Origin of the sequence: Streptomyces sp. NPDC058662, from assembly GCF_042716255.1 — a bacterium.
Classification (GTDB): domain Bacteria; phylum Actinomycetota; class Actinomycetes; order Streptomycetales; family Streptomycetaceae; genus Streptomyces.
Genome location: NZ_JBHXRU010000020.1, coordinates 37,477 through 63,154 on the forward strand (window position 1 = coordinate 37,477; position 25,678 = coordinate 63,154).

Sequence of the window (25,678 nt, forward strand, 5' to 3'; positions counted from 1 at the left end):
AGCCGAACCGACCGGAGCGCAGACAAGGCGACCCATGTCCCACCCCGCACCGCCCCGCCCGACGGGGGTTCCCGCCGCCCGCAGACCCGAGCTGCCCCCTGTGCACGGCGCTCTCATCTGCGTCGCGGCCCCGGGCCTGGCCATCTCGCCGGAGCACGGCCAGCTGACCGGGCGGGGGATCGACGGGATCTACCTCGCGGGGCGCCGGCTGCTGTCCCGTTGCGTGCTGCGCGTCGGCGGACGGGACCCGGTCGCGGTCCAGGGGCGCCGTCTGGGCCCGGACCGGGCCGCGTTCACGGCGACCGTGCGCACCGGCGCCGAGCCCGGTCCCGATCCGGACATCGGGGTGGAGCGGGTCCGGCACGCGGACGGCACCGAGCGGATCACCGTGCGCAGCTTCGCCTCCCGGCCGGTACGGGTCCCCGTCGAGATCCTGCTCGGCACCGACCTGGCGGAGCTGGCCGAGGTGGCGGTCGGCCGGTCCGGGCCCGAGGTGCCGGCCGGGGTGCACGCCGCGGGCCTGCGGTGGAGTGCGGGCGGTGCCGAGGCCGTCACGGCCGCCGATCCGCCGCCCGACGACGCGCTCGCCTCGGCCGGGCTGCTGCGCTGGCAGCTCGAACTGGGGCCCGGAGAGGCACGCGTCATCGAACTGCGCACCACGCGGGACCGCGGCGCGCGCGCCTCCGTGGGCCAGGTGGCGAACCCTCTGGCCGACGCCCGCGCCGAAGCGGACGACCCGCGCGCGGAGGAATGGCTGCGGACCGGCGTCGAGGATTTGCGGGCCCTGCTGCTGAGGGACCCGGAGCGGCCCGGCGACGCCTTCGCGGCCGCCGGGGTCCCCTGGCGGCTGGGACTCGCCCCGGCGGAGTCGCTGTGGGCCGCGCGGATGGCCCTGCCCCTGGGTACCGGGCTCGCGGGGGCGACCCTGCGGATCCTGGCCCGGACCCAGACCGAGGCGTCGGGCTCCGACGCGGGCATGATTCCGGGCCCGCTGCGGGGGGCGGGGCCGCAGCTGCCGCCGGGGTGCACCGGAACGGAAGCGACGCTGGCCTTTCCGGCGGTGCTCGCCGAGGCCCGGCTGTGGGGGATGCCGGAGGAGGAGGTGGCCCGGCTGCTCCCGGCCGCCGAACGCTGCCTGGACTGGCTGCGCGGCGCTCTCGGCGGGGACGGTTTCCTGGCCGATCCGGATCCGGGGCCCCGGCGCTGCGAGACGCAGGCCCACGCCCACCGGGCCGCGTTGCTCGGCGCCGACCTCCTCGACGGCTGCGGGCGGCCCGGCGGCGAGGAGTGGCGGGACTTCGCGGCCGCGCTGCGGGACAGGTTCCGGTCCGCGTTCTGGGTCGACGGCCCGGACGGGGGGAGTCCGGCCGCCGCGCTCCACCCCGACGGCCGGCCCCTGCCCCGGCTGACGGGGGCGGCCGCCCACTTGCTGGACACCGGCCTCCTCGGGGGCGGCCGCCTGGCCCCCGGACTGCTGGACCGCCCCCGTACGGAGCAGTTGGCCCGGCTGCTCGGGGCGCCCGGCATGGACTCGGGCTGGGGGCTGCGGAGCATGGCCGCGAGGGAGCCCGGGCACAACCCGTTCGGCCACCGCTCCGGAGCGGTGCGCGCGTACGAGAGCGCCGTGGCCGTCGCGGGCCTGGCCCGGGCGGGCTTCGAGAAGGAGGCGGCCGGTCTGCTCCGGGGGCTGCTGGACGCGGCCGAGTGCTTCGGGTACCGACTGCCGGAGATGTTCGCCGCCGAACAGCGCACCGCCGGCAGCGCGCCACTCCCGCATCCGGCGGCGTGCCGCCCCGCCGCGGTGGCCGCGGCGGCCGGGATCCACGTGCTGACCGCTCTCGCGGGCATCCGCCCCGACGCACCGGGGGGCACGGTCAGACTCGTCCCCCTCCCCGGAGCCCCGCTCGGGGCGTTGCGGCTCTCGGGCCTGCGCGTATCGGGGCAGCCGTTCGCCGTCCGGATCAGCAGGCTCGGCCTCGCTATGGTGGAGGAGGCGGCGGATGAACTCCAACTGGGAGGCTAGTGCCCTCAAGGTCGCCAAAGCGCTGTTTATCGTCAGGCAGACGACTATGATCGCGGCATGTCGCCCTACGACCCGTCGGCCTTCCCGCCCTTCGCCGTCACCGTCGACCTGGTCGTGCTCACCGTGCGGCGCCACGCGCTCTGCGCGCTGGTCGTCCGCCGAGGTGAGCAGCCGTTCCAGGGCCGCTGGGCACTGCCCGGCGGATTCGTGCGGGGGGACGAGGACCTCGCGGCCGCCGCGGCACGGGAGCTCGCCGAGGAGACCGGGCTGTGCGCGCACGACCCGGCCTCGCCGGGCGTGGGCAACGGCGCGCACCTCGAACAGCTGGCGACATACGGGGATCCGAAGCGTGATCCGCGGATGCGTGTCGTCAGCGTGGCGCACCTGGTGCTGGCTCCGGACCTGCCGGCGCCCCGGGCGGGCGGCGATGCCAACAGCGCGCGCTGGGCCCCCGTGGACGAGGTGCTGGCCGCCGACGACGAGTCCGTGGCGGGACTCGCCTTCGACCACGCCCGGATCCTCGGCGACGGAGTGGAACGGGCCCGTTCCAAGATCGAGTACTCCTCTCTGGCGACCGCCTTCTGCCCGCCCGAGTTCACCGTCGGCGAGCTGCGCCGCGTCTACGAGGCCGTCTGGGGCGTGGCCCTGGATCCCCGGAACTTCCACCGCAAGGTCACCGGGACCCCCGGGTTCCTGGTGCCGGCCGGAGGGACGACGACCCGTCAGGGCGGGCGCCCGGCCCAATTGTTCCGCGCCGGCGGGGCCACCCTCCTCAACCCGCCCATGCTGCGTCCGGAGATCTGACCCGGCGACACCAACCCGGCGTGCGGGCCCGGTGCGTCGAAAATCGGACATATCGCGTTATCTTGCTTGCGGTACTCACGCTGCCGCAGAGCGGTCTCACCCCCCGCGAGAGAAGCGATGCTCCAGGCCATCGGAATCACCAGCGCCCCCCGCCCCGCCGCCCCGCCCGTCGTGGACGACCTCACTTTCGAGGCGCGTCCGGGGACCGTGACCGCCCTGCTCGGAGAGCCGGGATCGGGCAAGACCACCGCCCTGCGGCTCATGCTCGAACTCGAACCGGGCCGCGGCGTCACGTACTTCCGCGGCCGTCCGCTCCACCGGATCCCGCACCCCGGCCGGGAGGTCGGCGTCCTGCTCGGCGACGTCCCCGGCAATCCCGCCCGGACCGTCCGCAACCAGCTGCGGATGCTGTGCGCCGCCGCCGGGGTGCCGGCCTCCCGCGCCGACACCATGCTGGAGGTCGTCGGCATCGGAGGCCTGCGGGACGAGCGGCTCGGATCGCTCTCGCTCGGAATGGAGCGCAGGGTCGCACTGGCGGCGGCGCTGCTCGCCGACCCGTGCACCCTGCTCCTCGACGAACCCGGAGCCGGACTCTCGCCCCGGGAGCGGGGCTGGCTGCACGGGCTGCTGCGCGGCCACGCGGACCTCGGCGGAGTCGTGCTCTTCACCACGGACGACGCCAAGGAGGCCGCCCGCAGCGCGGACCGGGTCGTCAGCATCGAGGCAGGCCGCCTCGTCGCCGACCAGGACGCCGCCGAGTTCGCCCGGACCCGGCTCCGGCCGAGGGTCGCCGTGCGCACCCCGCACGCGGCCCGACTGGCCGACGTCCTGGGCCGCGAGGCCCGGGCGGCGCAACGCGCCGTGGAGATCGTCGAGGAGAGCGGCAGCCGCCTGTCCGTGTACGGCAGCAGTTGCGCCGAGGTCGGCGAGGCGGCCTTCCGGCACGGGGTCCTGGTGCACCAGCTCGCCGACGAGACGGGCGACGCCGGAGCGCCCGCGTCACCGGTACCGCCCGCACGCGCCGGAGCGCCGGGCCCGACCGCGCCCGGCGCCCCCCGCGCGGAGGCCTTCGCGGGGGAGGAGCACGGTCGTCCGCGGTCCGCCCGGTCCCGCGGACCCGCCTCGGCGGCCCGCCGCGTGGGCGGGCCGCTGCGGCCGCTGCGCTACGAACTGCTCCGGATGTTCGGCACCGCCACCCCCGTACTGACGGCCGCCGTCGTCGTCTGCGTCTCCGTCCTCACCGCCCTGGTGCTGGCGCGCGTCGGAAACACCCCGCAGAACCGGTTGCTCGCCGCCTGGCCGGAGCTGCTGCCGTTGCCGCCCGCCGCCCTCGGCGCGGGGCTCCTCGGCGCCCTGGCCTTCGGGGAGGAGTACCGCTACCCCGCGCTCGCCGCCGATCGCGGGACCGTCCCCCGCCGGATGGGACTGCTCGCCGCCAAGCTCGGCATGTGCGCCGCCCTGGCCCTGATGCTCGGCGCCCTGACCGTGACCGCGGACGCGGCCGCCCTCGCCCTCGTCTTCGACAGCGGCCCGCTGCGCACTCCCGCGCAGTGGTGGTCCCCGGCGGCGAGTTGGGCCGGGCTGCTCATCGGGTGCGCCTGGTCCGGCGTCCTGGCCTCCGGCGTCTTCCGCTCCGCCACCGCCGGCCTGGCGGCCGTGCTGGCCGTACCCGTGATGGTGGTGCCGCTGGTGCGCCGGGTGCTGGAGGACCCGTCCGCGTACCCGGTGACCGGGCTCGTGCACCGGCTGCGGGGCCTGACGTGGGTCCAGTGGCCGCCCGAAGCCGACCGACTCGTCCTCGGAGCCCTTCGGGTGATGGCCCAACCCGTCGGAACGGCGCTGGTGTTGTCGCTGATGGTCCTGTTGTGCGCCTATGGGTTCACCGGACTGCGCAGCAGGGTCCGTTGGTGACCGTTCCGGAGCGGGAGAAGTCACTCGCGGGACTGTTGAAGTCCACCTCGCGTGATGCGGACCGCAACTTCCCGTAGATGGCGGGTTCCTTACGATAAGTCGTCAATTGCGTAGGTGGTGCCGATCACCCTTTCGTGTGCTTTTCACCAAAGACCTCAAGGGTCGCGAAGGCACGGCCGACAAAGGATTCGTGAGTACCCTTGCGCACGCCATGATGACCGCCGCCCGCCACGCCGACTCCGGCCTCGCCGGCCCGGGCGAACTCGACCGCTACCCCTTCGCGGAGGCCTCCGGAGCCGACCGCGTCGCACCGCCCCGCTGGGACGGCGCCGATGTCGAGTTGAGCCGGGTCGGCCGCCGGGCCGCCGGCAGCCGCGGCCGCGGACTGCACGGCCAACTCGTCCAACAGCTCGGACAGATGATCGTTTCCGGGGATCTCGGTGCGGACCGTCCCCTGGTCCCCGAAGAGATCGGCCAGCGGTTCGAGGTCTCCCGTACGGTTGTCCGCGAATCGCTGCGGGTCCTGGAGGCCAAGGGCCTCGTCAGCGCCCGCCCCAACGTCGGAACCCGGGTCCGCCCCGTCGCCGACTGGAACCTGCTCGACCCCGACATCATCGAGTGGCGGGCCTACGGCCCCCAGCGCGACGACCAGCGTCGCGAGCTCAACGAGCTCCGCTGGACCATCGAGCCCCTCGCCGCCCGCCTCGCCGCCGGCCACGGCCGTCCCGATATCCAGCAGCGCCTGTCCGACATGGTCGAGATCATGGGCCACGCCCTCGGCCAGGGCGACTCGATCACCTTCGCCCGCGCGGACAACGAGTTCCACGCCCTCCTTATCCAGGTCGCCGGCAACCGCATGCTGGAGCACCTCTCCGGCATCGTCTCCTCGGCCCTCCAGGTATCCGGCAGCCCGATCGCCGCCTGCGACCGGCCCAGCGAGACCAACGTCGCCCACCACGCACGGATGGCCGAAGCCCTGGCCGCGGGCGACGCGACGGGCGCCGAGAACGCCATGCGTCAGCTCCTGACGGTGCATCCGGAGGTCGAGCGCGTGGTTCCCGCCCCGCGCGAGCACTGACGACGGGTCGCGCGGGGGCGCGGGGGTGTGCTGAGGTGTCGCCGGGCCCGGACGGGTCCGGCGACACCCGCGTTCGGGCACCGTTCACCCCGCCCCGCCCCCGCCGGTTGCCCGGCCCGGACGGCACCGCACATACCTCAGGGCGCGTGCCTGAAAGCCCGTGCGGGAGCGTCGTACCGCGAGCCCGCGCCCGCGACCCCGTACCGAGAGCCCGGCAGCCCGAAGGCCCGGCAGCCCGACGGCCGAGCCCCGCGCGTCCGGGTCCGTGTCCCCGTCCCGCCCTCGGACGGGCTGCGCAGGACAGCCGAAACCGCGCGTATGACCCCATGACCGGCATGGCGGCATACGGGGTGTGACTCGGGCCACGAAGATTGCGCGTAACGCTCCGCGAGGTCACGCGATGACTTAAGAGGTGATGGCCGACGGAGGGAAGACAGCAGCCCTTGGGGGTGCTGTGCAGCTCCCCGGTCCCTGCCCACGCCTCCGGCCCATCCCCAGTCGGTGGTCGTCGGCTCCGGTTCAGCACCACGAGGCCCGGGGTCGGAATCCGTTTCCATCGTTCCGAGAGGTTGTTCGTGTCGGCCAGCACATCCCGTACGCTCCCGCCGGAGATCGCCGATTCCGAGTCCGTGATGGCGCTCATCGAGCGGGGCAAGGCCGAGGGGCAGATCGCCGGCGATGACGTGCGTCGGGCCTTCGAGGCTGACCAGATTCCTGCGACCCAGTGGAAGAATGTCCTGCGCAGCCTCAACCAGATCCTTGAGGAAGAGGGTGTGACGCTGATGGTCAGTGCCGCGGAGTCGCCCAAGCGCACCACCCGCAAGAGCGTCGCCGCGAAGAGCCCGGCCAAGCGGACGGCGACCAAGACCGTCGCGGCGAAGACGGAGACGGCGCGGCCCGCGGCCGACGCCCCGGCAGCGGAAGCCGCGGACCCGGAGACCACGGACGCCCTGGCACAGGAGCCGGCGGCCGAGCCCGCGGCCAAGAAGACGGCGGCGAAGAAGACGGCGGCCAAGAAGGCCGCGCCCGCCAAGAAGACCGCGGCGAAGAAGACGGCAGCCAAGAAGACGGCGGCCAAGAAGGACGCCGACGAGGCCGGGGACGGCGAGGCCTCCGACGACGGTCCCGAAGCGGCAAAGGGCGAGGCGGACGAGGAGGAGGAGGGCGGCGAGAACAAGGGCTTCGTCATCTCCGACGACGAGGACGACGCCCCCGCCCAGCAGGTCGTCGTGGCAGGTGCCACCGCCGACCCGGTCAAGGACTACCTCAAGCAGATCGGCAAGGTGCCCCTCCTCAACGCGGAGCAGGAGGTCGAGCTCGCCAAGCGCATCGAGGCCGGCCTCTTCGCCGAGGACAAGCTGGCGAACTCCGACAAGCTGGCGCCCAAGCTCAAGCGCGAGCTGGAGATCATCGCCGAGGACGGCCGGCGCGCGAAGAACCACCTGCTGGAGGCCAACCTCCGCCTCGTGGTCTCGCTCGCCAAGCGCTACACCGGCCGCGGCATGCTCTTCCTGGACCTCATCCAGGAGGGCAACCTCGGTCTGATCCGCGCCGTCGAGAAGTTCGACTACACCAAGGGCTACAAGTTCTCCACGTATGCCACGTGGTGGATCCGGCAGGCGATCACGCGTGCCATGGCCGACCAGGCCCGCACCATCCGCATCCCGGTGCACATGGTCGAGGTCATCAACAAGCTCGCCCGCGTGCAGCGCCAGATGCTCCAGGACCTCGGCCGGGAGCCCACCCCGGAGGAGCTGGCCAAGGAACTCGACATGACCCCGGAGAAGGTCATCGAGGTCCAGAAGTACGGCCGCGAGCCGATCTCCCTGCACACGCCGCTCGGCGAGGACGGCGACAGCGAGTTCGGCGACCTCATCGAGGACTCCGAGGCCGTCGTCCCGGCGGACGCCGTGAGCTTCACGCTCCTGCAGGAGCAGCTGCACTCGGTGCTCGACACCCTCAGTGAGCGCGAGGCGGGCGTCGTCTCGATGCGCTTCGGCCTCACGGACGGCCAGCCCAAGACCCTGGACGAGATCGGCAAGGTGTACGGCGTCACGCGCGAGCGCATCCGCCAGATCGAGTCCAAGACCATGTCCAAGCTGCGCCACCCGTCGCGCTCCCAGGTGCTGCGCGACTACCTGGACTGATCGCACGGACCGTCGGCGGAGCCGACGGGGACGGTGGTGCCGGTGGCCGTGCGCGGGTGCGCACGGCCACCGCGCGTCCCACTCTGGGTGGAGTCATGCACACTCGGAGTCAGGAGGCCTCATGCGTCGTCCCTTTGCCCGTGCTCTGGCGGGGGCGCTGACCCTGGCGGCGGGAGCGGCCGCGGCGCCGCTGGCGCAGGTGTCGCCGGCCGTCGCGGACAGCGTGGTGATCGGCGGGAAGCCGGTGAAGGTGGCCGACAGCCCCTGGGTGGTGGCTCTGGCCAGCCGTGACCGGTTCGGGGGTACGCGGGGCGGCCAGTTCTGCGGGGGCGTCGTCGTCACTCCGACGAAGGTGGTGACCGCGGCGCACTGCCTGGGGCGCCAGGTGCTGGGCGGTCCGGTTGAATCCGTTCCCGACCTCCGGGTGATCTCCGGACGTACGGAGCTGGGCGCGACCGACGGCCGGGAGATCGAGGTGCGCGCCGCCCGGGTGAACCCGGACTACGACCCGGCGAGCAACGCCGGCGACCTCGCCGTACTGGACCTCGCCGAGGCGGTGCCCGCGCACCACGTGCTCCCCATGGCCGGCGCCGGGCACCCGGGCTACACGGCGGGTACCGAGGCGTCCGTGTACGGCTGGGGCGACACCAGCGGCTTCGGCGACTACGCGTACGGGCTGCGGGCGGCCCGGGTGACCGTCCTCTCGGACGAGGCCTGCGGCCGCGCCTACCCGGGCGACGCGGACGGGCAGTACCGGGCCGACTCCATGGTGTGCGCGGGGCGCGACAACGGGGGCAGGGACGCCTGCCAGGGCGACAGCGGGGGCCCGCTGGTCGCGCGGGGCGCCCTCATCGGTCTGGTGTCGTGGGGACGGGGCTGCGGGCGGGCGGACAGCCCGGGGGTGTACACGCGTGTCGCCCCGCTCGCCGACTTCGTGACGGGCTCGGAGAGGGCCGGCTGGGCCTCTGGGGCGCGAGACATCGCGGACGGCCCCCGGAGGGGCTCAGAAGTCGCCGTACGGCCCGTACGGGGGCAACTCGCGGACCGGCTCGGGTAGGGCGTCCGGCTCAACGGGGCATGAGGACGGGCGGTACTCCTGGGTCTCAGGAGTACCGCCCGTCGACCGGCCTGGCCGGTCCTGGCTCGTCGGATGCGAGGTTCGGCCTTGTGTCAGCGGTCCTCGGGTTCGGCAGGGGCTGCCGGAGCGGACGTGAGCCGCTCGGTCTCATCCTGTATTTCCGCGGCGATCTTCTTGAGTTCCGGCTCGAACTTGCGCCCGTGGTGGGCGCAGAAGAGCAGTTCACCGCCGCTCAGCAGGACGACGCGCAGATATGCCTGGGCGCCGCAACGGTCGCATCGGTCAGCGGCCGTCAGCGGGGTCGCGGGTGTCAGAACAGTAGTCACGTCGCCTCTTCTCTAGCTCGACGAGCTGTCGTACCAGGGTCAACATCCAACCAGGCCGAAAACGTTCCCGCTCGCGGCTTTTCCTCGAAACTTCCTTCCGAAGCTGGCCGGCTGTTGCCGGTTGGCGGCGAAGGAGCCGTATTGCGTTGCTTTACGGTTTCGCGTTGTCAGTCGTTCGCTTGTGCAGTTCCATCCTCCCCGGCGTGCGTGCCAGGTTGTGCATGAGGACGTGCCCGAACCCTAAATGGTTCATGCCTGGAAGGGAACGTGATGTTTCCTTCACCCGCCCGGGGTATCGAACACCCGTGCGTATCTGGACTAGGGTGGGGAGCGGGCGAGGGTGGCGTTGCATCGGCTCTACCAGGCCTCGGTACCCTTCCACGGACAACCGAGCCACCCCTGCGCCCGACCGGGCCAGAAAAGAAATTCAGCGAGGAGCGAACTGCGTGACCGCCGACACGTCCGTGCCTTCCAGCGCGCTGCTGTCCGGAGCAGACCGGGACGGTTCCAACTACACCGCGCGGCACCTGCTCGTCCTCGAAGGCCTGGAGGCCGTCCGCAAGCGCCCCGGCATGTATATCGGGTCCACCGACAGCCGGGGCCTCATGCACTGCCTCTGGGAGATCATCGACAATTCCGTCGACGAGGCCCTGGGCGGCTACTGCGACCACATCGAGGTGATCCTCCACGAGGACGCCTCCGTCGAGGTCCGGGACAACGGCCGCGGCATCCCCGTCGACGTCGAGCCCAAGACCGGGCTGTCCGGCATCGAGGTCGTCATGACCAAGCTGCACGCCGGTGGAAAGTTCGGCGGCGGCTCGTACGCCGCCTCCGGCGGTCTGCACGGTGTCGGCGCCTCCGTGGTCAACGCCCTCTCCGCCCGGCTGGACGTCGAGGTCGACCGGAACAGCGCGACGCACGCCATCAGCTTCCGCCGCGGCGTTCCCGGCATGTTCACCGAGCAGGGCCCCGACAGCCCCTTCGACCCGGCCAACGGCCTCCGCAAGGTCAAGCGGACGGCCAAGGGCAAGACCGGCACCCGGGTCCGCTACTGGGCCGACCGGCAGATCTTCCTCAAGGACGCCCGGCTCAACCTGGAGACGCTCTACCAGCGAGCCCGCCAGACCGCCTTCCTCGTCCCCGGCCTGACCCTGGTCGTCCGGGACGAGCGCGGCCTCGACGGCGCCGGCAAGACCGAGGAGACGTTCCGCTTCGACGGCGGGATCAGCGAGTTCTGCGAGTACCTCGCGCAGGACAAGGCGGTCTGCGACATCCTGCGCCTGACCGGCACGGGGATCTTCAAGGAGACCGTCCCGGTCCTCGACGACCGCGGCCACATGACCCCCACCGAGGTCACCCGGGAGCTCGGAGTGGACATCGCCCTGCGCTGGGGCACGGGCTACGAGACCAACGTCAAGTCCTTCGTGAACATCATCGCCACCCCCAAGGGCGGCACCCACGTCTCCGGCTTCGAGCGCTCCGTCGCCAAGACCGTGAACGAGGTCCTGCGCTCGGCGAAGCTGCTGCGCGTCGCCGAGGACGACGTCGTCAAGGACGACGCGATGGAGGGGATGACGGCCGTCGTCACCGTCCGCCTCGCCGAGCCGCAGTTCGAGGGGCAGACCAAGGAGGTCCTCGGGACCTCGGCGGCGACCCGCATCGTCGCCGCCGTGGTGGCCAAGGAGCTCAAGGCCTTCCTGACCTCGACCAAGCGCGATGACAAGCAGCAGGCGCGGGCCGTGATGGAGAAGGTCGTCGCGGCCGCCCGGACCAGGATCGCGGCCCGTCAGCACAAGGAGGCGCAGCGCCGCAAGACCGCGCTGGAGTCCTCCTCGCTCCCGGCCAAGCTCGCCGACTGCCGCAGTGACGACGTCGACCGCAGCGAGCTGTTCATCGTCGAGGGGGACTCGGCGCTCGGTACGGCCAAGCTCGCCCGGAACTCGGAGTTCCAGGCGCTCCTGCCCATCCGCGGCAAGATCCTGAACGTCCAGAAGTCCTCGGTCTCGGACATGCTCAAGAACGCCGAGTGCGGAGCGATCATCCAGGTCATAGGAGCCGGTTCGGGCCGGACCTTCGACATCGACGCAGCCCGGTACGGCAAGATCGTCCTGCTGGTCGACGCCGATGTGGACGGCGCGCACATCCGCTGCCTGCTGCTCACGCTCTTCCAGCGGTACATGCGGCCCATGGTCGAGGCGGGCCGGGTCTTCGCCGCCGTGCCGCCCCTGCACCGGATCGAGCTGGTCCAGCCGAAGAAGGGGCAGGACAAGTACGTGTACACGTACTCGGACAACGAGCTGCGGCAGACGCTGCTGGAGTACCAGCGCAAGAACATCCGGTACAAGGACGCGATCCAGCGCTACAAGGGCCTCGGCGAGATGGACGCGGACCAGCTGGCGGAGACCACCATGGACCCGCGCTTCCGCACCCTGCGGCGGATCAACATCGGCGACCTGGACTCGGCGGAGCAGGTGTTCGACCTGCTCATGGGCAACGAGGTGGCCCCGCGCAAGGAGTTCATCACCAGCTCCGCGGCGACCCTGGACCGGTCGCGCATCGACGCCTGACCGGCTCACGGCACACCGACGTTCTTCACTCCATCACCTGATGGAGTGAAGAGCGTCGGTACACCAGTCCGGAAACCGTCCATTCCGCACATCCTTGTGGGCACGCGGCCAATGCGGCAGCGGACAAGGAGAGTTCGGTGGACAAGCACGATGGTCGCGATGCCGGAACGATCCGGCTGGACGACCCCTGGTACGACGCCCTCGCCGTGGGCTGGGGTGAGGGCGAGGGTGAGGAAACGTCCCCGCCGCGTCCGGCTGCCGGCCCCTGTGCCCGGCCCAAGCCCCGCGCGTCCGAGATCTACCTCGAAGTGCAGCGCAGCGCGGCCTTCCAGGAGGTGCGCGGCCGGTACCGCCGGTTCGTCGTCCCCGCGACCGTCGGCTTCTTCCTCTGGTACGTGGCCTACGTGGTCGCCGCCACCGCGGCGCCCGGCGTCATGGCCCGGCCCGTCGCCGGCGCCGTCAATGTGGCGATGCTCGCGGGACTCGGCCAGTTCCTCACCACCTTCCTGCTGACCTGGGCGTACGCCCGCCATGCGCGCCTGCGCCGGGACCGGGCCGCGCTCGATCTGCGCTGGACCGTCTTCGAGCAGGAGCGCGACCAGGAGCGGACCCGGGCGAGGGGGAGCGGCCGGTGACCACCGAGCACCAGACCCTCGCGCTGATCCTGTTCAGCCTCTTCATCGCGGTCACGCTGGGCATCACCACCTGGGTCAGCCGCAACCGGCACGGCTCGGCCGAGGAGTTCTACGCGGGCGGGCGGCTGTTCTCCCCCATGGAGAACGGTTTCGCCATCGCGGGCGACTACATGTCGGCCGCTTCCTTCCTGGGCATCTCCGGCCTGATCGCCCTGTTCGGCTACGACGGCATGCTGTACTCGGTGGGCTTCCTCGTGGCCTGGCTCGTGGTGCTGTTCCTCGTCGCCGAACTGGTCCGCAACTGCGGGCGCTTCACCCTCGCCGATGTGGTCGCCGCCCGGATGAGCGAGCGGCCCGTGCGGATCGCGGCCGGTACCTCCTCGGTCGTCGTCTCGGTGCTCTACCTCGTCGCCCAGATGGTCGGCGCCGGCAGTCTCGTGGGCCTCCTCCTGGGCAATTCGAGCGCGGCGGCGCGGACGCTGACCGTCATCGGGGTCGGCGCGCTGATGGTGGTCTACGTGTCCTTCGGCGGGATGCGCGCCACCACCTGGATCCAGATCGTGAAGGCCGTCCTGCTCATGGGTGGCGCGATCACCCTCACCGCCCTCGTACTCCTGCGCTTCCACGGGAACTTCGACCAGCTCCTCACCAGCGCCGCCGACCGCAGCGGGCACGGGGCGCGGTTCCTGGGCCCGGGTCTCAAGTACGGCGGGGACTGGACCGCCCGCATCGACTTCATGAGCCTGGGACTCGCCCTGGTCCTCGGCACGGCCGGACTGCCGCACATCCTGTCGCGCTTCTACACCGTGCCGACGGCGCGGGCGGCCCGCCGGTCGGTGGTCTGGGCGATCGCCCTGATCGGCGGCTTCTACCTGATGACCATCGTGCTCGGCTTCGGTGCGGCCGCGCTGGTCGGGCCGGACGCGGTGCGCGCCTCCAACGCCTCCGGGAACACAGCCGTCCCCCTGCTCGCCGCCCACCTCGGCGGGGGCGCCGGATCCACCGGCGGCGCCGTGCTGTTCGCCGTCGTCGCCGCGATCGCCTTCGCCACCATCCTCGCCGTGGTCGCCGGGATCACCCTGGCCTCCTCCGCCTCGGTCGCCCACGACCTGTACGCCTCGCTCAAACGCCGGCACGCCCGGCAGCGCAGCGAGGTCTCGGTGGCCCGAGCCGCAGCCGTGGGCATCGGGGCGGTGGCGATCGCGCTGGGGCTGCTCGCCCAGAACCTCAACGTGGCGTTCCTGGTGGGGCTGGCCTTCGCGGTGGCGGCCTCCGCGAACCTGCCGGTGCTGCTCTACTCGCTCTTCTGGTGCCGGTTCACCACGCGGGGGGCGGTCTGGTCGGTGTACGGGGGCCTGCTTCCGGCGGTGCTGCTGGTGCTGGTCTCCCCGGTGGTGTCCGGCAGCCCGGAATCGCTCTTCCCGGGCGTGGACTTCCAGTGCTTCCCGCTCCAGAACCCGGGGATCGTCTCCATTCCGCTGGGCTTCGCGGCGGGCTGGATCGGTACGCTCGCCTCGGCGGAGGAACCGGACGAGGCGAAGTACGCGGAGACCGAGGTCCGGTCCCTGACCGGCGCCGGAGCCGTCTGAGTCGGAGCTGTCTGAGTCGGCGCGTCACGAACTGTCGGACGGACGCCAGGTGTAGCGGTGCTCCGGGCGGCCGGTCTCGCCGTAGCGCAAAGTCAGGGTGACCCGGCCGGCTCGGTCGAGGAGCTTGACGTAACGCTGGGCGGTCTGGCGGCTGATGCCGGCGCGATCGGCGATCTGCTGGGTGGACAGCGGCCCGTCGGCGGAGCGCAGGACGTGCCGGACCAGCTCGGCGGTGGTCGGCGAGTGGCCCTTCGGGAGCTCGTTCGGGGACCCGGCGGTGGCGAGGGCGCCGAAGATCCGGTCCACCTCGGCCTGTTCGGCCTCACCGCCGGTGTCCAGGGTGCGGCGCAGACTCCCGTACGCCTGCAGACGCGCGCGCAGGCCCGCGAAGGTGAACGGCTTCACCAGGTACTGGAGGGCGCCGAGGCGCATGGCGGCCTGGACGGTGGCGAGGTCGCGGGCGGCCGTGACCATGATCACGTCGGTGCCCTGGCCGCGCTGGCGCAGGCGGCGGACCAGGTCGAGTCCGTTCTCGTCGGGTAGGTAGTGGTCCAGCAGCACCAGGTCCACCGGGCGCGAGGTGAGCAGCTCCAGGGCCTCGGCGGCGGAATGCGCCTGGGCCACGACCCGGAAACCGGGAACCTTCGCCACGTACGCCGCGTTGATCCGGGCAACACGCATGTCGTCGTCGACGACCAATACGTGGATCGGGGTCTCGTTCACCGCAGGGCCTCCGGGAGTTCGACGGAGAATTCCGCCCCTCCGTCCGCTGCTGCACCGGCCCGGGCGCTGCCGCCCTGCCGCTCCGCGAGGCGGCGTACGAGGGCGAGGCCGAGCCCGCGCTCGCGGTGGGCCTCGGGCTGCTTGGTCGACCAGCCCTCGGTGAAGATCTCCTCGCGGCGCGCGGCGGGGACTCCGGCGCCGCTGTCGCGCACCCGCAGCACGGCGGTACGGCCCTCCGCGCGCAGCTCCACCTCGACCAGGGGCGCCGGCGAGCCGGCGGCGGCGTCCACGGCGTTGTCCACCAGGTTGCCGACGATCGTGACCAGGCCGCCCGGGTCCACCAGGCGATCGGGCAGCAGCGTGCTGCCGGCGAGGCGCAGCGGGACGCCGCGCTCGGCCGCGACCGTCGCCTTCCCCACGAGGAGGGCCGCCAGCAGGGGGTCGTGGACCTTCTCGGTGACCTGCTCGGCGGTGGTGCGGTGCACGCCGGCGACCTCCGTCACGTACTCCACCGCCTCCTCGTGCAGGCCGAGCTCCAGCAGACCGAGGAGGGTGTGGAGGCGGTTGGCGTGCTCGTGGTCCTGCGCGCGCAGGGCGTCGATCAGGCCCCGGGTGGAGTCGAGCTCGCGTCCCAGGCGCTCCAGCTCGGTGCGGTCGCGCAGGGTGGCGACGGCGCCGCCGTCCTCGGTGGGCATCCGGTTGGCGACCAGGACCCGGGGCCCCTGGACGGTCAGCAGGTCGCGGCCGGTGACCCGCCCGCACAGGACGTCGGCGGTGCGGCCCTCCCCGAGCACCTCGTCCAGCGGGCGGCCGGTGACGGCGTCGGGGGACTGCGGTGCGAGGCCCAGCAGGCGCGCGGCCTCGTCGTTGACCAGCCGGACGCGTCCGGCCCGGTCGAGCGCGATCACGCCTTCCCGAATGGAGTGGAGCATGGCCTCCCGCTCGGCGAGCAGGCCGGCGATGTCGGAGAAGGCGAGGTCGCGGGTCTGCCGCTGGATCCGGCGGGAGAGCAGGTAGGCCACGAGCGCCCCGGCGGCGAGCGCGCCGCCCGCGTACGCGAGCAGGCCCGGGATGGCTCCGAGCAGCCGGTCGCGGACGCTGTCGTAGGCGATACCGACCGAGACGGCGCCGACGATCTCCCCGTCGGCGGCGAGGAGCGGGACCTTGCCGCGCGCGGTGCGGCCCAGGGTCCCCTCGTCGATCTCCATGACCTCCCGGCCCGCCAGCGCGTGGCGGGGGTCGGTGGAGACGGGCAGCCCGATCCGGTCGGCACTGGGATGCGAGCGGCGGATGCCGCCGAGGTCGAGGACGACCACGTACTCGGCGCCGGTGGCACGGCGGATCCGCTCGGCCGACGACTGCACGGGCCCGTCGGCCGTGGGGCCGGCGGCCAGCAGTCCGGCGGCCAGCGACGGGTCGGCGGCCGCGCTCTGCGCGATGGCCAGCGCGCGGCGCATGGCCTGGTCGTCGAGCTGGGCGCTGAGCGGGGCGAGGAACAGCCCGGTGGCCAGCAGGACGACCCCGCCGGCGATGGCCAGCTGGGTGAGCAGGATCTGGGAGACCGCCCGTCTGGGCAGCCCGAGGCGCCGAGCGCTCATGAGGGGGAACCGCATGAGGAGCAACGGTAGGTCGGCTTCGGTACAAGCGGTATTTCCGGCTGCTACGCAAATCGCTTGCGTTAGTTGCGCCCAGCTTGCGCAAGCAATATCTGTCTGGAAATGCCGTCAAGGCGGTAGACGACGCAGCAGCTCTCTGCAACTCTCGCACGGCACGACGCAAATTCCTGTCTCACCTGGTTCGGAAAACTCATACCGAGGGACGAGGACATATGAGAAGCCTCAACTGGAGACGGCGGGCCCTGGCCGCCCTCCTCAGCACGGCCCTACTGCTGCTGGGATGGCCCGCGCTGAGCGCCGCGGCGGGGGGTCCGAGCATCGCCGCCGGCCGGCCCGCGACCGCGAGCAGCACCAACGGGGCCCACACGGCCGCCAACGCCACCGACGGCAACCAGTCGTCGTACTGGGAGAGCGCCGGCGGCTCCCTCCCGCAATGGGTGCAGACCGACCTCGGCGCCACCACCCGCGTCGACCAGGTGGTGCTCAAGCTGCCCGCCGCCTGGGAGAGCCGCAACCAGACCCTCTCCGTGCAGGGCAGCGCCGACGGCACCGCCTTCACCACCCTGGTCGGCTCGGCGACGTACGCCTTCGGCCCGGGGAACGCCAACACAGTGGCGATCGCCTTCCCGGCCGGCCAGACCCGCTACGTCCGCGTCGACATCACCGCCAACACGGGCTGGCAGGCCGCGCAGCTCGCCGAGCTGGAGGTGCGCGCCCCCGGCGAGTCCTCGGTCAACCTGGCGCTCGGGAAGACCCTGACCGCGAGCAGCAGCACCCAGGCCTACCTCCCGGCCAACGCCAACGACGGCAACACCGCCAGCTACTGGGAGAGCGTGAACAACGCCATGCCCCAGTGGATCCAGGCCGACCTGGGCGTCGCCGTGCGCGTGCACCGGGTGGTCCTGCGGCTGCCCGAGAGCTGGGGCCCGCGCACCCAGACCCTGAAGATCCAGGGCAGCGTGAACGGCACGGACTTCACCGACCTCACCGCCGCCGAGCCCCGCGCCTTCGACGCCGCCGGTGGCAAGGCCGTGACCGTCGCCTTCGACGCCGCCACGACCCGCCATGTCCGCGTGCTGATCTCGCAGAACTCCGTACAGCCCGGCGGCCAGCTGTCCGAGCTGGAGATCTACGGCCCGCAGAGCGGCGACACCCAGGCCCCCACCGCGCCGGCCGGGCTCGCGTACACCGAGCCCGCCACCGGCCAGATCCGGCTCACCTGGCAGGCCGCCACCGACAACACCGGCGTCACCGGCTACGACGTCTACGCGAACAACCAGCTCCGCACCAGTGTCGCCGGCGGGGTCACCACCTACACCGACACCCAGCCCACCGGCGTGAGCGTCACCTACCACGTCCGGGCCAAGGACGCGGCCGGCAACCAGTCGGCGAACAGCAACAGCGTGACCCGCGCCGGCGACACCGGCGACACCCAGGCGCCCACCGCCCCGGGGGCCCTGACCCTCACCGAGCCCGCCGCCGGGCGGATCGCCCTGGCCTGGCAGGCGTCCACCGACAACGTGGCCGTCACCGGCTACGAGGTGTACGCGAACAACGTGCTGCGCACCACGGTCGCGGGCGGCGCCACCACCTGGACCGACGCCCAGCCGGCCACCGCCACGGTCAGCTACGTCGTGCGCGCCAGGGACGCCGCCGGCAACCGCTCGGCCGCCAGCAACACCGTGACCCGCAACGGCAGCGGAGGCGGCGGCTCCAACCTGGCCGTCGGCAAGCCGGTCACCGGCTCCTCGGTGATCCACACCTTCGTCGCCGAGAACGCCAACGACAACAGCACCGCCACCTACTGGGAGGGTGCGGCCGGCGCTTACCCGAGCACTCTGACGGTCAGGCTCGGCGCCAATGCCGACGTCGAGCGACTGGTCCTCAAGCTCAACCCGGACAGCGCCTGGGGCGCCCGCACCCAGAACATCCAGGTGCTCGGACGTGAGCAGAGCGCCGCGGGCGTCACCCCCCTGGTCGCGGCCAGGGACTACGCCTTCGACCCGGCGTCCGGCAACACCGTCACCGTCCCCCTGGGCGCCCGCGTCGCCGACGTGCAGCTGCGCTTCACCGCCAACACCGGCTCGTCCAACGGACAGATCGCCGAGTTCCAGATCATCGGGGTGCCGGCGCCCAACCCCGACCTGGAGATCACCGGCCTCAGCGCCGCCCCCGCCGCCCCGGTCGAGTCGGACTCCGTCACGCTGTCCGCCACCGTGCGCAACAGCGGGCCGGCGCCCGCCCCCGCCACCGCCGTCGCCTTCAAGCTCGGCGGCACGACGGTGGGTACGGCGCAGGTGCCCGCCCTGGTGGCGGGAACCGGGGCCGCGGTCAGCGCCGCGATCACCCCGCGCGACGCGGGCAGCTACCCGCTGAGCGCGATCGTCGACGAGGCGAACACCGTCGTCGAGCAGAACGACACCAACAACACCTGGACGGGCGCCCCGCTGGTGGTCCGCCCGGTCGACAGCTCGGACCTGGTCGCCTCGGCCGTGAGCTGGTCGCCCGGCGCGCCGGCCGCCGGTCAGGCCGTGGGGTTCACCGTCACCGTACGGAACCAGGGCTCCGTGGCCGCCGCCTCCGGCACCCATGGGGTCACCCTCCTCCTCCAGGACGCGGGCGGCGCCACCGTCCGCACTCTGACGGGATCCTTCAGCGGCGCGCTCGCCCCCGGCGCGTCCACGGCCCCGATCGCGCTCGGCAGCTGGCCGGCCGCGAACGGCAAGTACACCGTCAAGGTGGTCCTCGCCGACGACGCCAATGAACTACCGGTCAAGCGCGGCAACAACACCTCGTCCAAGCCGCTGTTCGTGGGACGCGGCGCGAACATGCCCTTCGACATGTACGAGGCGGAGGACGGGGTGGCCGGCGGCGGCGCGACGGTCGTCGGTCCCAACCGCACCGTCGGAGACATCGCGGGCGAGGCCTCCGGCCGCAGGGCGGTCAACCTCGACGCGACCGGGGAGTACGTCGAGTTCACCACCCGCGCCGCGACGAACACCCTGGTCACGCGGTTCTCCATCCCGGACGCCCCCGGCGGCGGAGGCATCGACTCCACGATCAACGTCTACGTCGACGGCACGCTCAGGAAAGTCCTGCCGCTGACCTCCAAGTACGCCTGGCTGTACGGGGCCGAGGCCTCGCCGGGCAACGCGCCCGGCTCGGGGGCCCCGCGCCACATCTACGACGAGGCCAACATCCTGCTGGGCGAGACCGTCCCGGCGGGCAGCCGGATCCGGCTCCAGAAGGACGCGGCGAACACCTCCACCTACGCCATCGACTTCGTGAGCCTGGAGCAGGCCGCGGTCCTCCCCAACCCGGACCCGGCCACCTACACCGTGCCGACCGGATTCACCCACCAGGACGTGCAGAACGCCCTGGACAAGGTCCGGATGGACACGACCGGCAAGCTCGTCGGCGTCTACCTGCCGCCGGGCGAGTACGCGACGGCCGCCAAGTTCCAGGTGTACGGCAAGGCGGTCCGGGTGGCCGGCGCCGGACCGTGGTTCACCCGCTTCCACGCGCCCGCGACCCAGGACAACACCGACATCGGCTGGCGTGCGGAGGGCACCGCGAAGGGCTCCTCCTTCACGGGATTCGCCTACTTCGGCAACTACACCTCGCGCATCGACGGCCCCGGCAAGGTCTTCGACTTCGCCAACGTCTCCGACATCACGATCGACAACATCTGGAACGAGCACATGGTGTGCCTGTACTGGGGCGCCAACACCGACCGGATCACGATCAAGAACTCCCGGATCCGCGACATGTTCGCGGACGGCATCAACATGACCAACGGCAGCACGGACAACCTCGTGACCAACAACGAGGCACGGTCCACGGGCGACGACAGCTTCGCCCTCTTCTCCGCGATCGACGCGGGCGGCGCCGACATGAAGAACAACATCTACGAGAACCTGACCACGATCCTCACCTGGCGCGCGGCGGGGGTGGCCGTCTACGGCGGCTTCAACAACACCTTCCGCAACATCCACATCGCCGACACCCTCGTCTACTCGGGTATCACCATCAGCTCGCTGGACTTCGGGTACCCGATGAACGGCTTCGGGACGGATCCGACCACGTTCGAGAACATCTCGATCGTCCGGGCCGGCGGCCACTTCTGGGGCGCGCAGACCTTCCCGGGCATCTGGGTCTTCTCGGCCTCGAAGGTCTTCCAGGGCATCCGGATCAACAACGTCGACATCGTCGACCCTACGTACAGCGGCATCATGTTCCAGACGCAGTACATCGGAGGCCGGCCCGTCAACCCGATCACGGACACCGTCCTGCGGGACGTCACCATCACCGGGGCCAGGAAGAGCGGCGACGCCTTCGACGCGAAATCCGGCTTCGGCCTCTGGGCGAACGAGATGCCGGAGGCCGGGCAGGGGCCGGCGGTCGGTGAGGTCACGTTCCACAACCTGAGGATGAGCGGGAACGCCGTGGACGTGCGGAACACGACCTCGACGTTCCGGATCAACCAACTGCCGTAGCGGGCGCGCGGAACGCTGCCCGGGGGAGTGGCTCCTCACCCCTTCCGGGCAGCGCTTCCGTACGCCAAACTGGCTGTAATCGAACTGCAAGGCGCTTGCATTCCTTGCGCTAGTCTTGCGCTCATGACGCGACGACTTGCTCAAGTGGCGAAGAAGGTGGGGGTCAGCGAGGCAACGGTCAGCCGGGTGCTCAACGGCAAGCCGGGCGTCTCGGACGCGACCCGACAGTCCGTGCTCACCGCCCTCGACGTCCTCGGCTACGAGCGCCCCACGCAGCTGCGCGGTGAGCGGGCCCGCTTGGTCGGGCTGGTCCTGCCGGAACTCCAGAACCCCATCTTCCCCGCCTTCGCCGAGGTCATCGGCGGCGCGCTGGCGCAGCAGGGACTCACCCCGGTGCTGTGCACGCAGACCACCGGCGGGGTCTCCGAGGCCGACTACGTCGAGCTCCTCCTCCAGCAGCAGGTGTCCGGCGTGGTCTTCGCCGGCGGGCTCTTCGCGCAGGCCGACGCCCCGCACGCGCACTACCGGCTGCTGTCCGAGCGCAAGGTCCCGGTGGTGCTGATCAACGCCTCCATCGAGGACCTCGGCTTCCCGTGCGTGGCCTGTGACGACGCCGTCGCGGTGGAGCAGGCCTGGCGCCACCTGGCCTCCCTGGGGCACGAGCGGATCGGCCTGGTGCTGGGCCCGCCCGACCACATGCCCTCGCTGCGCAAGCTGACGGCCGCCCAGACCGTCGCCGCCGCGGCCGGCGCCGAGCTCCCCGCTGCCCACGTGGAGCGGGCGCTGTTCTCGCTGGAGGGCGGCCACGCGGCCACGTCCCGGCTGCTCGACCGGGGGATCACCGGCATCATCTGCGCGAGTGACCCGCTGGCCCTCGGCGCCATAAGGGCCGCCCGCCGCCGGGGCCTCGACGTGCCCCGGGACATCTCCGTCGTGGGCTACGACGACTCCGCGTTCATGAACTGCACCGAGCCCCCGCTGACCACCGTCCGCCAGCCCATCGAGGCGATGGGCCGGGCCGCGGTGGAACTGCTCACGGCCCAGATCCAGGGCGCCGCCGTCCAGCCGGGAGAGCTGCTCTTCGAACCGGAGCTGGTGGTCCGCGGCTCGACCGCGCAGGCCCGCCGCGACTAGTACCCGTACCGTCTCCGCGTCTCGCGCGCAGGGCTCCGGAACGTCCGTCGGACGTTCCGGAGCCCTTTTTGCGTTCCGCGTCCGCGTCCTACAGGGCTGCTGTCAATGTCTTCCGGATTTTGCGCGGGATATTGCGTTCATCTAGGGGCGGTGGTTGAGTGTGCCGCGCTCGCCCCCATGCCTCCTGCTCGAAGCTCGAAGGGGACCACCGATGAGAACCAACATCCGCCGCAATGTCGCGGCAGCCCTCGTCTCCGCGCTCGCCGCCACCGCCCTCGCGGCCTGCGGCACGAGCAGCAGCGGCACCGACGACCAGCCCCCGGCCGGCGGCGGTTCCACCGACGCCACCGCCCCCGCTCGACCCGAAGACCAAGGTCACCCTCTCCATCGACTGCATGCCGCCGACGGCCAAGGCGGCCGAGCTCAAGCAGTGGAAGGAGGACGTCGCGGAGTTCAACAAGACGTACCCGAACGTGACGATCGAGGGCCGCTCCACCCCCGGCCAGTGCCTGGAGCCGCCGCGCTTCACCGCCATGCTCAAGGCCAAGTCCCAACCGGACGTCTTCTACGCCTACTTCACCGATCTCCAGCAGGTCCTCGACAACGACGGAGCCGAGGACGTCGCGGCCTACGTCACCCCCGCCTCGGTGCCGGCGCTCGACGACATCGACAAGAGCGTGCTCGACGTCCTGCGGCGCGACGGAAAACTCTACGGCCTGCCCACCAGCAACTACACGATGGGCCTGCTGGTCAACCGCACGCTCTTCCAGCAGGCGGGCCTCGACCCCGACGCCCCGCCGCGCACCTGGGACGAGGTCCGGGCGGCGGCCAAGAAGATCGCGGCCCTCGGCAACGGCGTCGCCGGCTTCGGCGAGTACAGCGTCGACAACACCGGGGGCTGGCACTACACGGCCACCATGTACGGGATGGGCGGCGACATCGTCGGTGCGGACGGCAGGGCGGCCTTCAACAACCCCACCGGCAAGCAGATCGTCCAGAACCTGCACGCCATGCGCTGGGAGGACGACAGCATGGGCCGGACCCAGCTGCTCAAGTGGGGCGACCTGCAGAAGCAGATGGCCTCGGACAAGCTCGGCATGTTCCTCGCCGCGCCCGACGACATCACGTACATGGTCCAGCAGCTGGGCGCGAAGTACGACAACTTCGGCATGGGGCCGATTCCCGGCGGCGCGAGCACCCTGGCCGGCGGCAACGGCTACATGATCAAGAAGGGCAGCTCGCCCGACAAGATCAAGGCGGCCGTCGCGTGGCTGAACTTCAAGACCCTCGCGGTGGGCAAGGGCCAGTTCCGGTACGACCGCAGCAAGGCCGACGGCCTTCCCGTCGGCCTGCCCCAGCCCGCCTTCTTCACCGGGGCCAGCAAGGCCCAGGACGACGCCCTGAAGGCGGCGAACGCCACCATGCCCGTCGCCAACTTCAAGGCCTTCCTGGACAACCCCGTGCCCGGCAAGGCCGAGCCGCCGAAGGCGCAGGAGGTCTACAAGGTCCTCGACAAGGTGATGTCGGGCGTCCTCACCAGCAAGGACGCCGACCCGGCGCAGCTGCTCGGCGAGGCGGAGAAGGCGGTCAACCAGGTGCTCGCCAACCAGTAGCGCCCCGGGGCGGGACGCGGCGGCCGGCCTCCCCGGTCCGCGGCGCCGGTCCCGCCCCGACCGGAGAACCTCCCGGGCCGCCGGCGGCGCGACCCGGATGCGACGACCCCCGAGGAGCGAGCGGCGATGCCGGCCCCCACCCTGACCCCACCCTCCCGTGCGGAGTTCTCGCGGGCGCTCAAGCGCAACCTCACGGCCCACGGCTTCCTGATCGGCGCCGTCCTGTGCTTCTCCTTCTTCTCCTGGTACCCCATGGTCCGGGAGTTCCTCCTGGCCTTCCAGACGACCGAGGGCGGCGCCACCCGCTGGGTCGGCTGGGACAACTTCCGCTACGTCTTCGGAGACCCGAACTTCTGGCAGGCCTGGCGCAACACCCTGCAGTTCACCGGCCTCGCCCTCGTCCTCGGCTTCGCGGTCCCCTTCGCGGTCTCGCTCGTCCTGAACGAGCTCCGCCACGCGCGCGCCTACCTGCGGCTCCTCGTCTACCTGCCGGTGATGCTGCCGCCCGTGGCCTCGGTCCTGCTCTTCAAGTACTTCTACGACCCCGGACACGGCCTGTTCAACCGGGCGCTGGAGGCCCTCCACCTGCCCGCGCAGGACTGGCTGCAGTCCACCGACACCGCGATGCTCTCGGTCGTCATCGCCTCGACCTGGATGAACATGGGCGGCGCCACCCTGATCTACCTGGCGGCCCTCCAGGGCATCCCGGGCGAGCTCTACGAGGCGGCCGAGCTCGACGGGGCCGGTCTGCTGCGCAAGATCTGGCACGTCACGATCCCGCAGACCAAGCTCATCCTCTCCCTGATGCTGCTCATGCAGGTCATCGCGACCATGCAGGTGTTCGTCGAGCCGTTCCTGCTGACGGGCGGCGCCGGTCCGGAGGGCTCGACCACCACCGTCGTCGTGCTGATCTACCAGTACGCCTTCAGCTTCAACCACTACGGCGGTGCGGCGGCGCTGGGCCTGTGCCTGCTCGTCCTGCTCGCGGGCTTCTCCGCCGTCTACGTCCGCCTGAGCCGCGACAACGAGAGCTGACGGGGGAGTACTTCACATGGCAGAGCGCACGCTGATATCGCCGACCCAACTGGCCCGCACCCGCGGCCGAGTCCTCTACTGGACGGTCCTCGTCCTGGTCGTGGCCGGTTTCACCCTCGTCTTCCTCGGCCCCCTCTACTGGATGGTCGCCGGCGGCCTCAAGAGCACCGCGGAGTTCGCCCAGGTCCCGCCCACCCTGGTACCGGACTCCCCGCACACCGCCAACTACACCGCCGCCTGGAAGGTCATGGACCTCGCGCGGCTGCTCCTCAACACCCTCTACTACGCCTTCGGGGCGCTCGCCTTCCAGCTCGTCCTGGACGTGGCCGCCGCCTACGCGCTGTCCGCACTGCGGCCCGTCCTCGGCAAGGCGGTGCTGGGCATGATGCTGGCGACCCTGATGATCCCGGCCACCGTGCTGGTCGTGCCGCAGTACCTCACGGTCCTGGACATGCCCCTGATCGAGCGGAACCTGCTCAACACGCCCTGGGTGATCTGGCTGCCGTCCGTCACCAACGCCTTCAACATCTTCCTGCTGAAGCGGTTCTTCGACTCCATCCCCAGGGAGATCCTCGACGCCTCGGCCATCGACGGGGCGAGCACCCTGCGCACCCTGCGCTCCGTCGTCCTGCCGATGTCGAGGCCGGTCCTCGGCGTGGTGTCCATCTTCGCGGTGGTGGGCGTCTGGAAGGACTTCCTGTGGCCGATGCTGACGCTGCCGGACCCGGCGCTGCAGACACTGAACGTCGGCATCTACTCACTGGCCTCCGGAGTCCCCGAGAACCACCTGGTCGCCGCGCTCGCGATGGCCTCGGCGCCCACCCTCCTCATCTTCCTGATCTTCCAGCGCAACATCATGAGCGGTCTGACGGCGGGCTCCCTCAAGGGCTGACCGCGTGGTCG

At 71.7% G+C, this 25,678-nt stretch carries 16 protein-coding genes and 1 pseudogene; 14 read left to right on the plus strand and 3 right to left on the minus strand.

Going from position 1 to position 25,678, the window contains the following annotated elements:
* Positions 1-34 precede the first annotated feature (34 nt).
* The 6 genes from ACFWUQ_RS10505 to ACFWUQ_RS10530 all read left to right on the plus strand — a co-directional run bounded on the left by ACFWUQ_RS10505 (position 35) and on the right by ACFWUQ_RS10530 (position 9,020).
* Positions 35-2,023, plus strand: a complete 1,989-nt coding sequence (locus ACFWUQ_RS10505; RefSeq protein ID WP_384535644.1) for a glycogen debranching N-terminal domain-containing protein — start codon at positions 35-37, stop codon at positions 2,021-2,023.
* Positions 2,024-2,080: 57 nt separating this feature from the next.
* Positions 2,081-2,827 (plus strand): NUDIX domain-containing protein, encoded by a 747-nt coding sequence (locus ACFWUQ_RS10510; RefSeq protein WP_384535647.1) that lies wholly within the window; start codon positions 2,081-2,083, stop codon positions 2,825-2,827.
* A gap of 117 nt (positions 2,828-2,944) precedes the next feature.
* Positions 2,945-4,738, plus strand: a complete 1,794-nt coding sequence (locus ACFWUQ_RS10515) for an ATP-binding cassette domain-containing protein (protein WP_384535650.1) — start codon at positions 2,945-2,947, stop codon at positions 4,736-4,738.
* A 136-nt stretch (positions 4,739-4,874) separates the two neighbouring features.
* Positions 4,875-5,816, plus strand: a complete 942-nt coding sequence (locus ACFWUQ_RS10520; protein WP_384535653.1) for a FadR/GntR family transcriptional regulator — start codon at positions 4,875-4,877, stop codon at positions 5,814-5,816.
* A 575-nt stretch (positions 5,817-6,391) separates the two neighbouring features.
* Positions 6,392-7,963, plus strand: coding sequence for an RNA polymerase sigma factor (locus ACFWUQ_RS10525; RefSeq protein WP_384535656.1), 1,572 nt, complete (start codon positions 6,392-6,394; stop codon positions 7,961-7,963).
* Between the two features lie 121 nt (positions 7,964-8,084).
* Positions 8,085-9,020, plus strand: coding sequence for a S1 family peptidase (locus ACFWUQ_RS10530; protein ID WP_384535659.1), 936 nt, complete (start codon positions 8,085-8,087; stop codon positions 9,018-9,020).
* A gap of 113 nt (positions 9,021-9,133) precedes the next feature.
* Here the strand turns inward: ACFWUQ_RS10530 and ACFWUQ_RS10535 are convergent, their stop codons facing one another.
* Positions 9,134-9,367, minus strand: a complete 234-nt coding sequence (locus ACFWUQ_RS10535) for a hypothetical protein (protein WP_150517480.1) — start codon at positions 9,365-9,367, stop codon at positions 9,134-9,136.
* A gap of 446 nt (positions 9,368-9,813) precedes the next feature.
* Between ACFWUQ_RS10535 and ACFWUQ_RS10540 the strand changes: the two genes are divergently transcribed.
* The 3 genes from ACFWUQ_RS10540 to ACFWUQ_RS10550 all read left to right on the plus strand — a co-directional run bounded on the left by ACFWUQ_RS10540 (position 9,814) and on the right by ACFWUQ_RS10550 (position 14,158).
* A complete protein-coding gene (locus tag ACFWUQ_RS10540) occupies positions 9,814-11,934 on the plus strand; it encodes a type IIA DNA topoisomerase subunit B (protein WP_384535662.1) in 2,121 nt (706 codons plus the stop codon).
* A 137-nt stretch (positions 11,935-12,071) separates the two neighbouring features.
* Positions 12,072-12,569: a DUF485 domain-containing protein gene (locus tag ACFWUQ_RS10545; protein WP_384535665.1), complete on the plus strand. Its 498-nt coding sequence runs from the start codon at positions 12,072-12,074 to the stop codon at positions 12,567-12,569.
* Positions 12,566-14,158, plus strand: coding sequence for a cation acetate symporter (locus ACFWUQ_RS10550; RefSeq protein ID WP_384535667.1), 1,593 nt, complete (start codon positions 12,566-12,568; stop codon positions 14,156-14,158). The genes ACFWUQ_RS10545 and ACFWUQ_RS10550 overlap by 4 nt, the downstream gene beginning before the upstream one ends.
* Before the next feature lie 24 nt (positions 14,159-14,182).
* Here the strand turns inward: ACFWUQ_RS10550 and ACFWUQ_RS10555 are convergent, their stop codons facing one another.
* Both ACFWUQ_RS10555 and ACFWUQ_RS10560 read right to left on the minus strand, forming a co-directional pair.
* Complete coding sequence (locus tag ACFWUQ_RS10555) at positions 14,183-14,881, minus strand: response regulator (RefSeq protein ID WP_384535670.1); 699 nt, start codon at positions 14,879-14,881, stop codon at positions 14,183-14,185.
* Positions 14,878-16,494 (minus strand): ATP-binding protein, encoded by a 1,617-nt coding sequence (locus ACFWUQ_RS10560; RefSeq protein WP_384535672.1) that lies wholly within the window; start codon positions 16,492-16,494, stop codon positions 14,878-14,880. The genes ACFWUQ_RS10555 and ACFWUQ_RS10560 overlap by 4 nt, the downstream gene beginning before the upstream one ends.
* A gap of 215 nt (positions 16,495-16,709) precedes the next feature.
* Here ACFWUQ_RS10560 and ACFWUQ_RS10565 point away from each other — a divergent pair, with 215 nt between their 5' ends.
* The 5 genes and pseudogenes from ACFWUQ_RS10565 to ACFWUQ_RS10585 all read left to right on the plus strand — a co-directional run bounded on the left by ACFWUQ_RS10565 (position 16,710) and on the right by ACFWUQ_RS10585 (position 25,667).
* Positions 16,710-20,993: a discoidin domain-containing protein gene (locus ACFWUQ_RS10565; RefSeq protein ID WP_384535674.1), complete on the plus strand. Its 4,284-nt coding sequence runs from the start codon at positions 16,710-16,712 to the stop codon at positions 20,991-20,993.
* Positions 20,994-21,116: 123 nt separating this feature from the next.
* Positions 21,117-22,127 carry a LacI family DNA-binding transcriptional regulator gene (locus tag ACFWUQ_RS10570; RefSeq protein WP_384535676.1) on the plus strand — a complete coding sequence of 337 codons (1,011 nt, stop codon included), beginning with the start codon at positions 21,117-21,119 and terminating at the stop codon, positions 22,125-22,127.
* A gap of 211 nt (positions 22,128-22,338) precedes the next feature.
* Positions 22,339-23,740: pseudogene (locus tag ACFWUQ_RS10575) on the plus strand (ABC transporter substrate-binding protein).
* A 126-nt stretch (positions 23,741-23,866) separates the two neighbouring features.
* Entirely contained in the window at positions 23,867-24,775 is a 909-nt protein-coding gene (locus tag ACFWUQ_RS10580) for a carbohydrate ABC transporter permease (protein WP_384535679.1), read from the plus strand.
* Between the two features lie 16 nt (positions 24,776-24,791).
* Positions 24,792-25,667: a carbohydrate ABC transporter permease gene (locus ACFWUQ_RS10585; protein ID WP_384535682.1), complete on the plus strand. Its 876-nt coding sequence runs from the start codon at positions 24,792-24,794 to the stop codon at positions 25,665-25,667.
* Positions 25,668-25,678 lie beyond the last annotated feature (11 nt).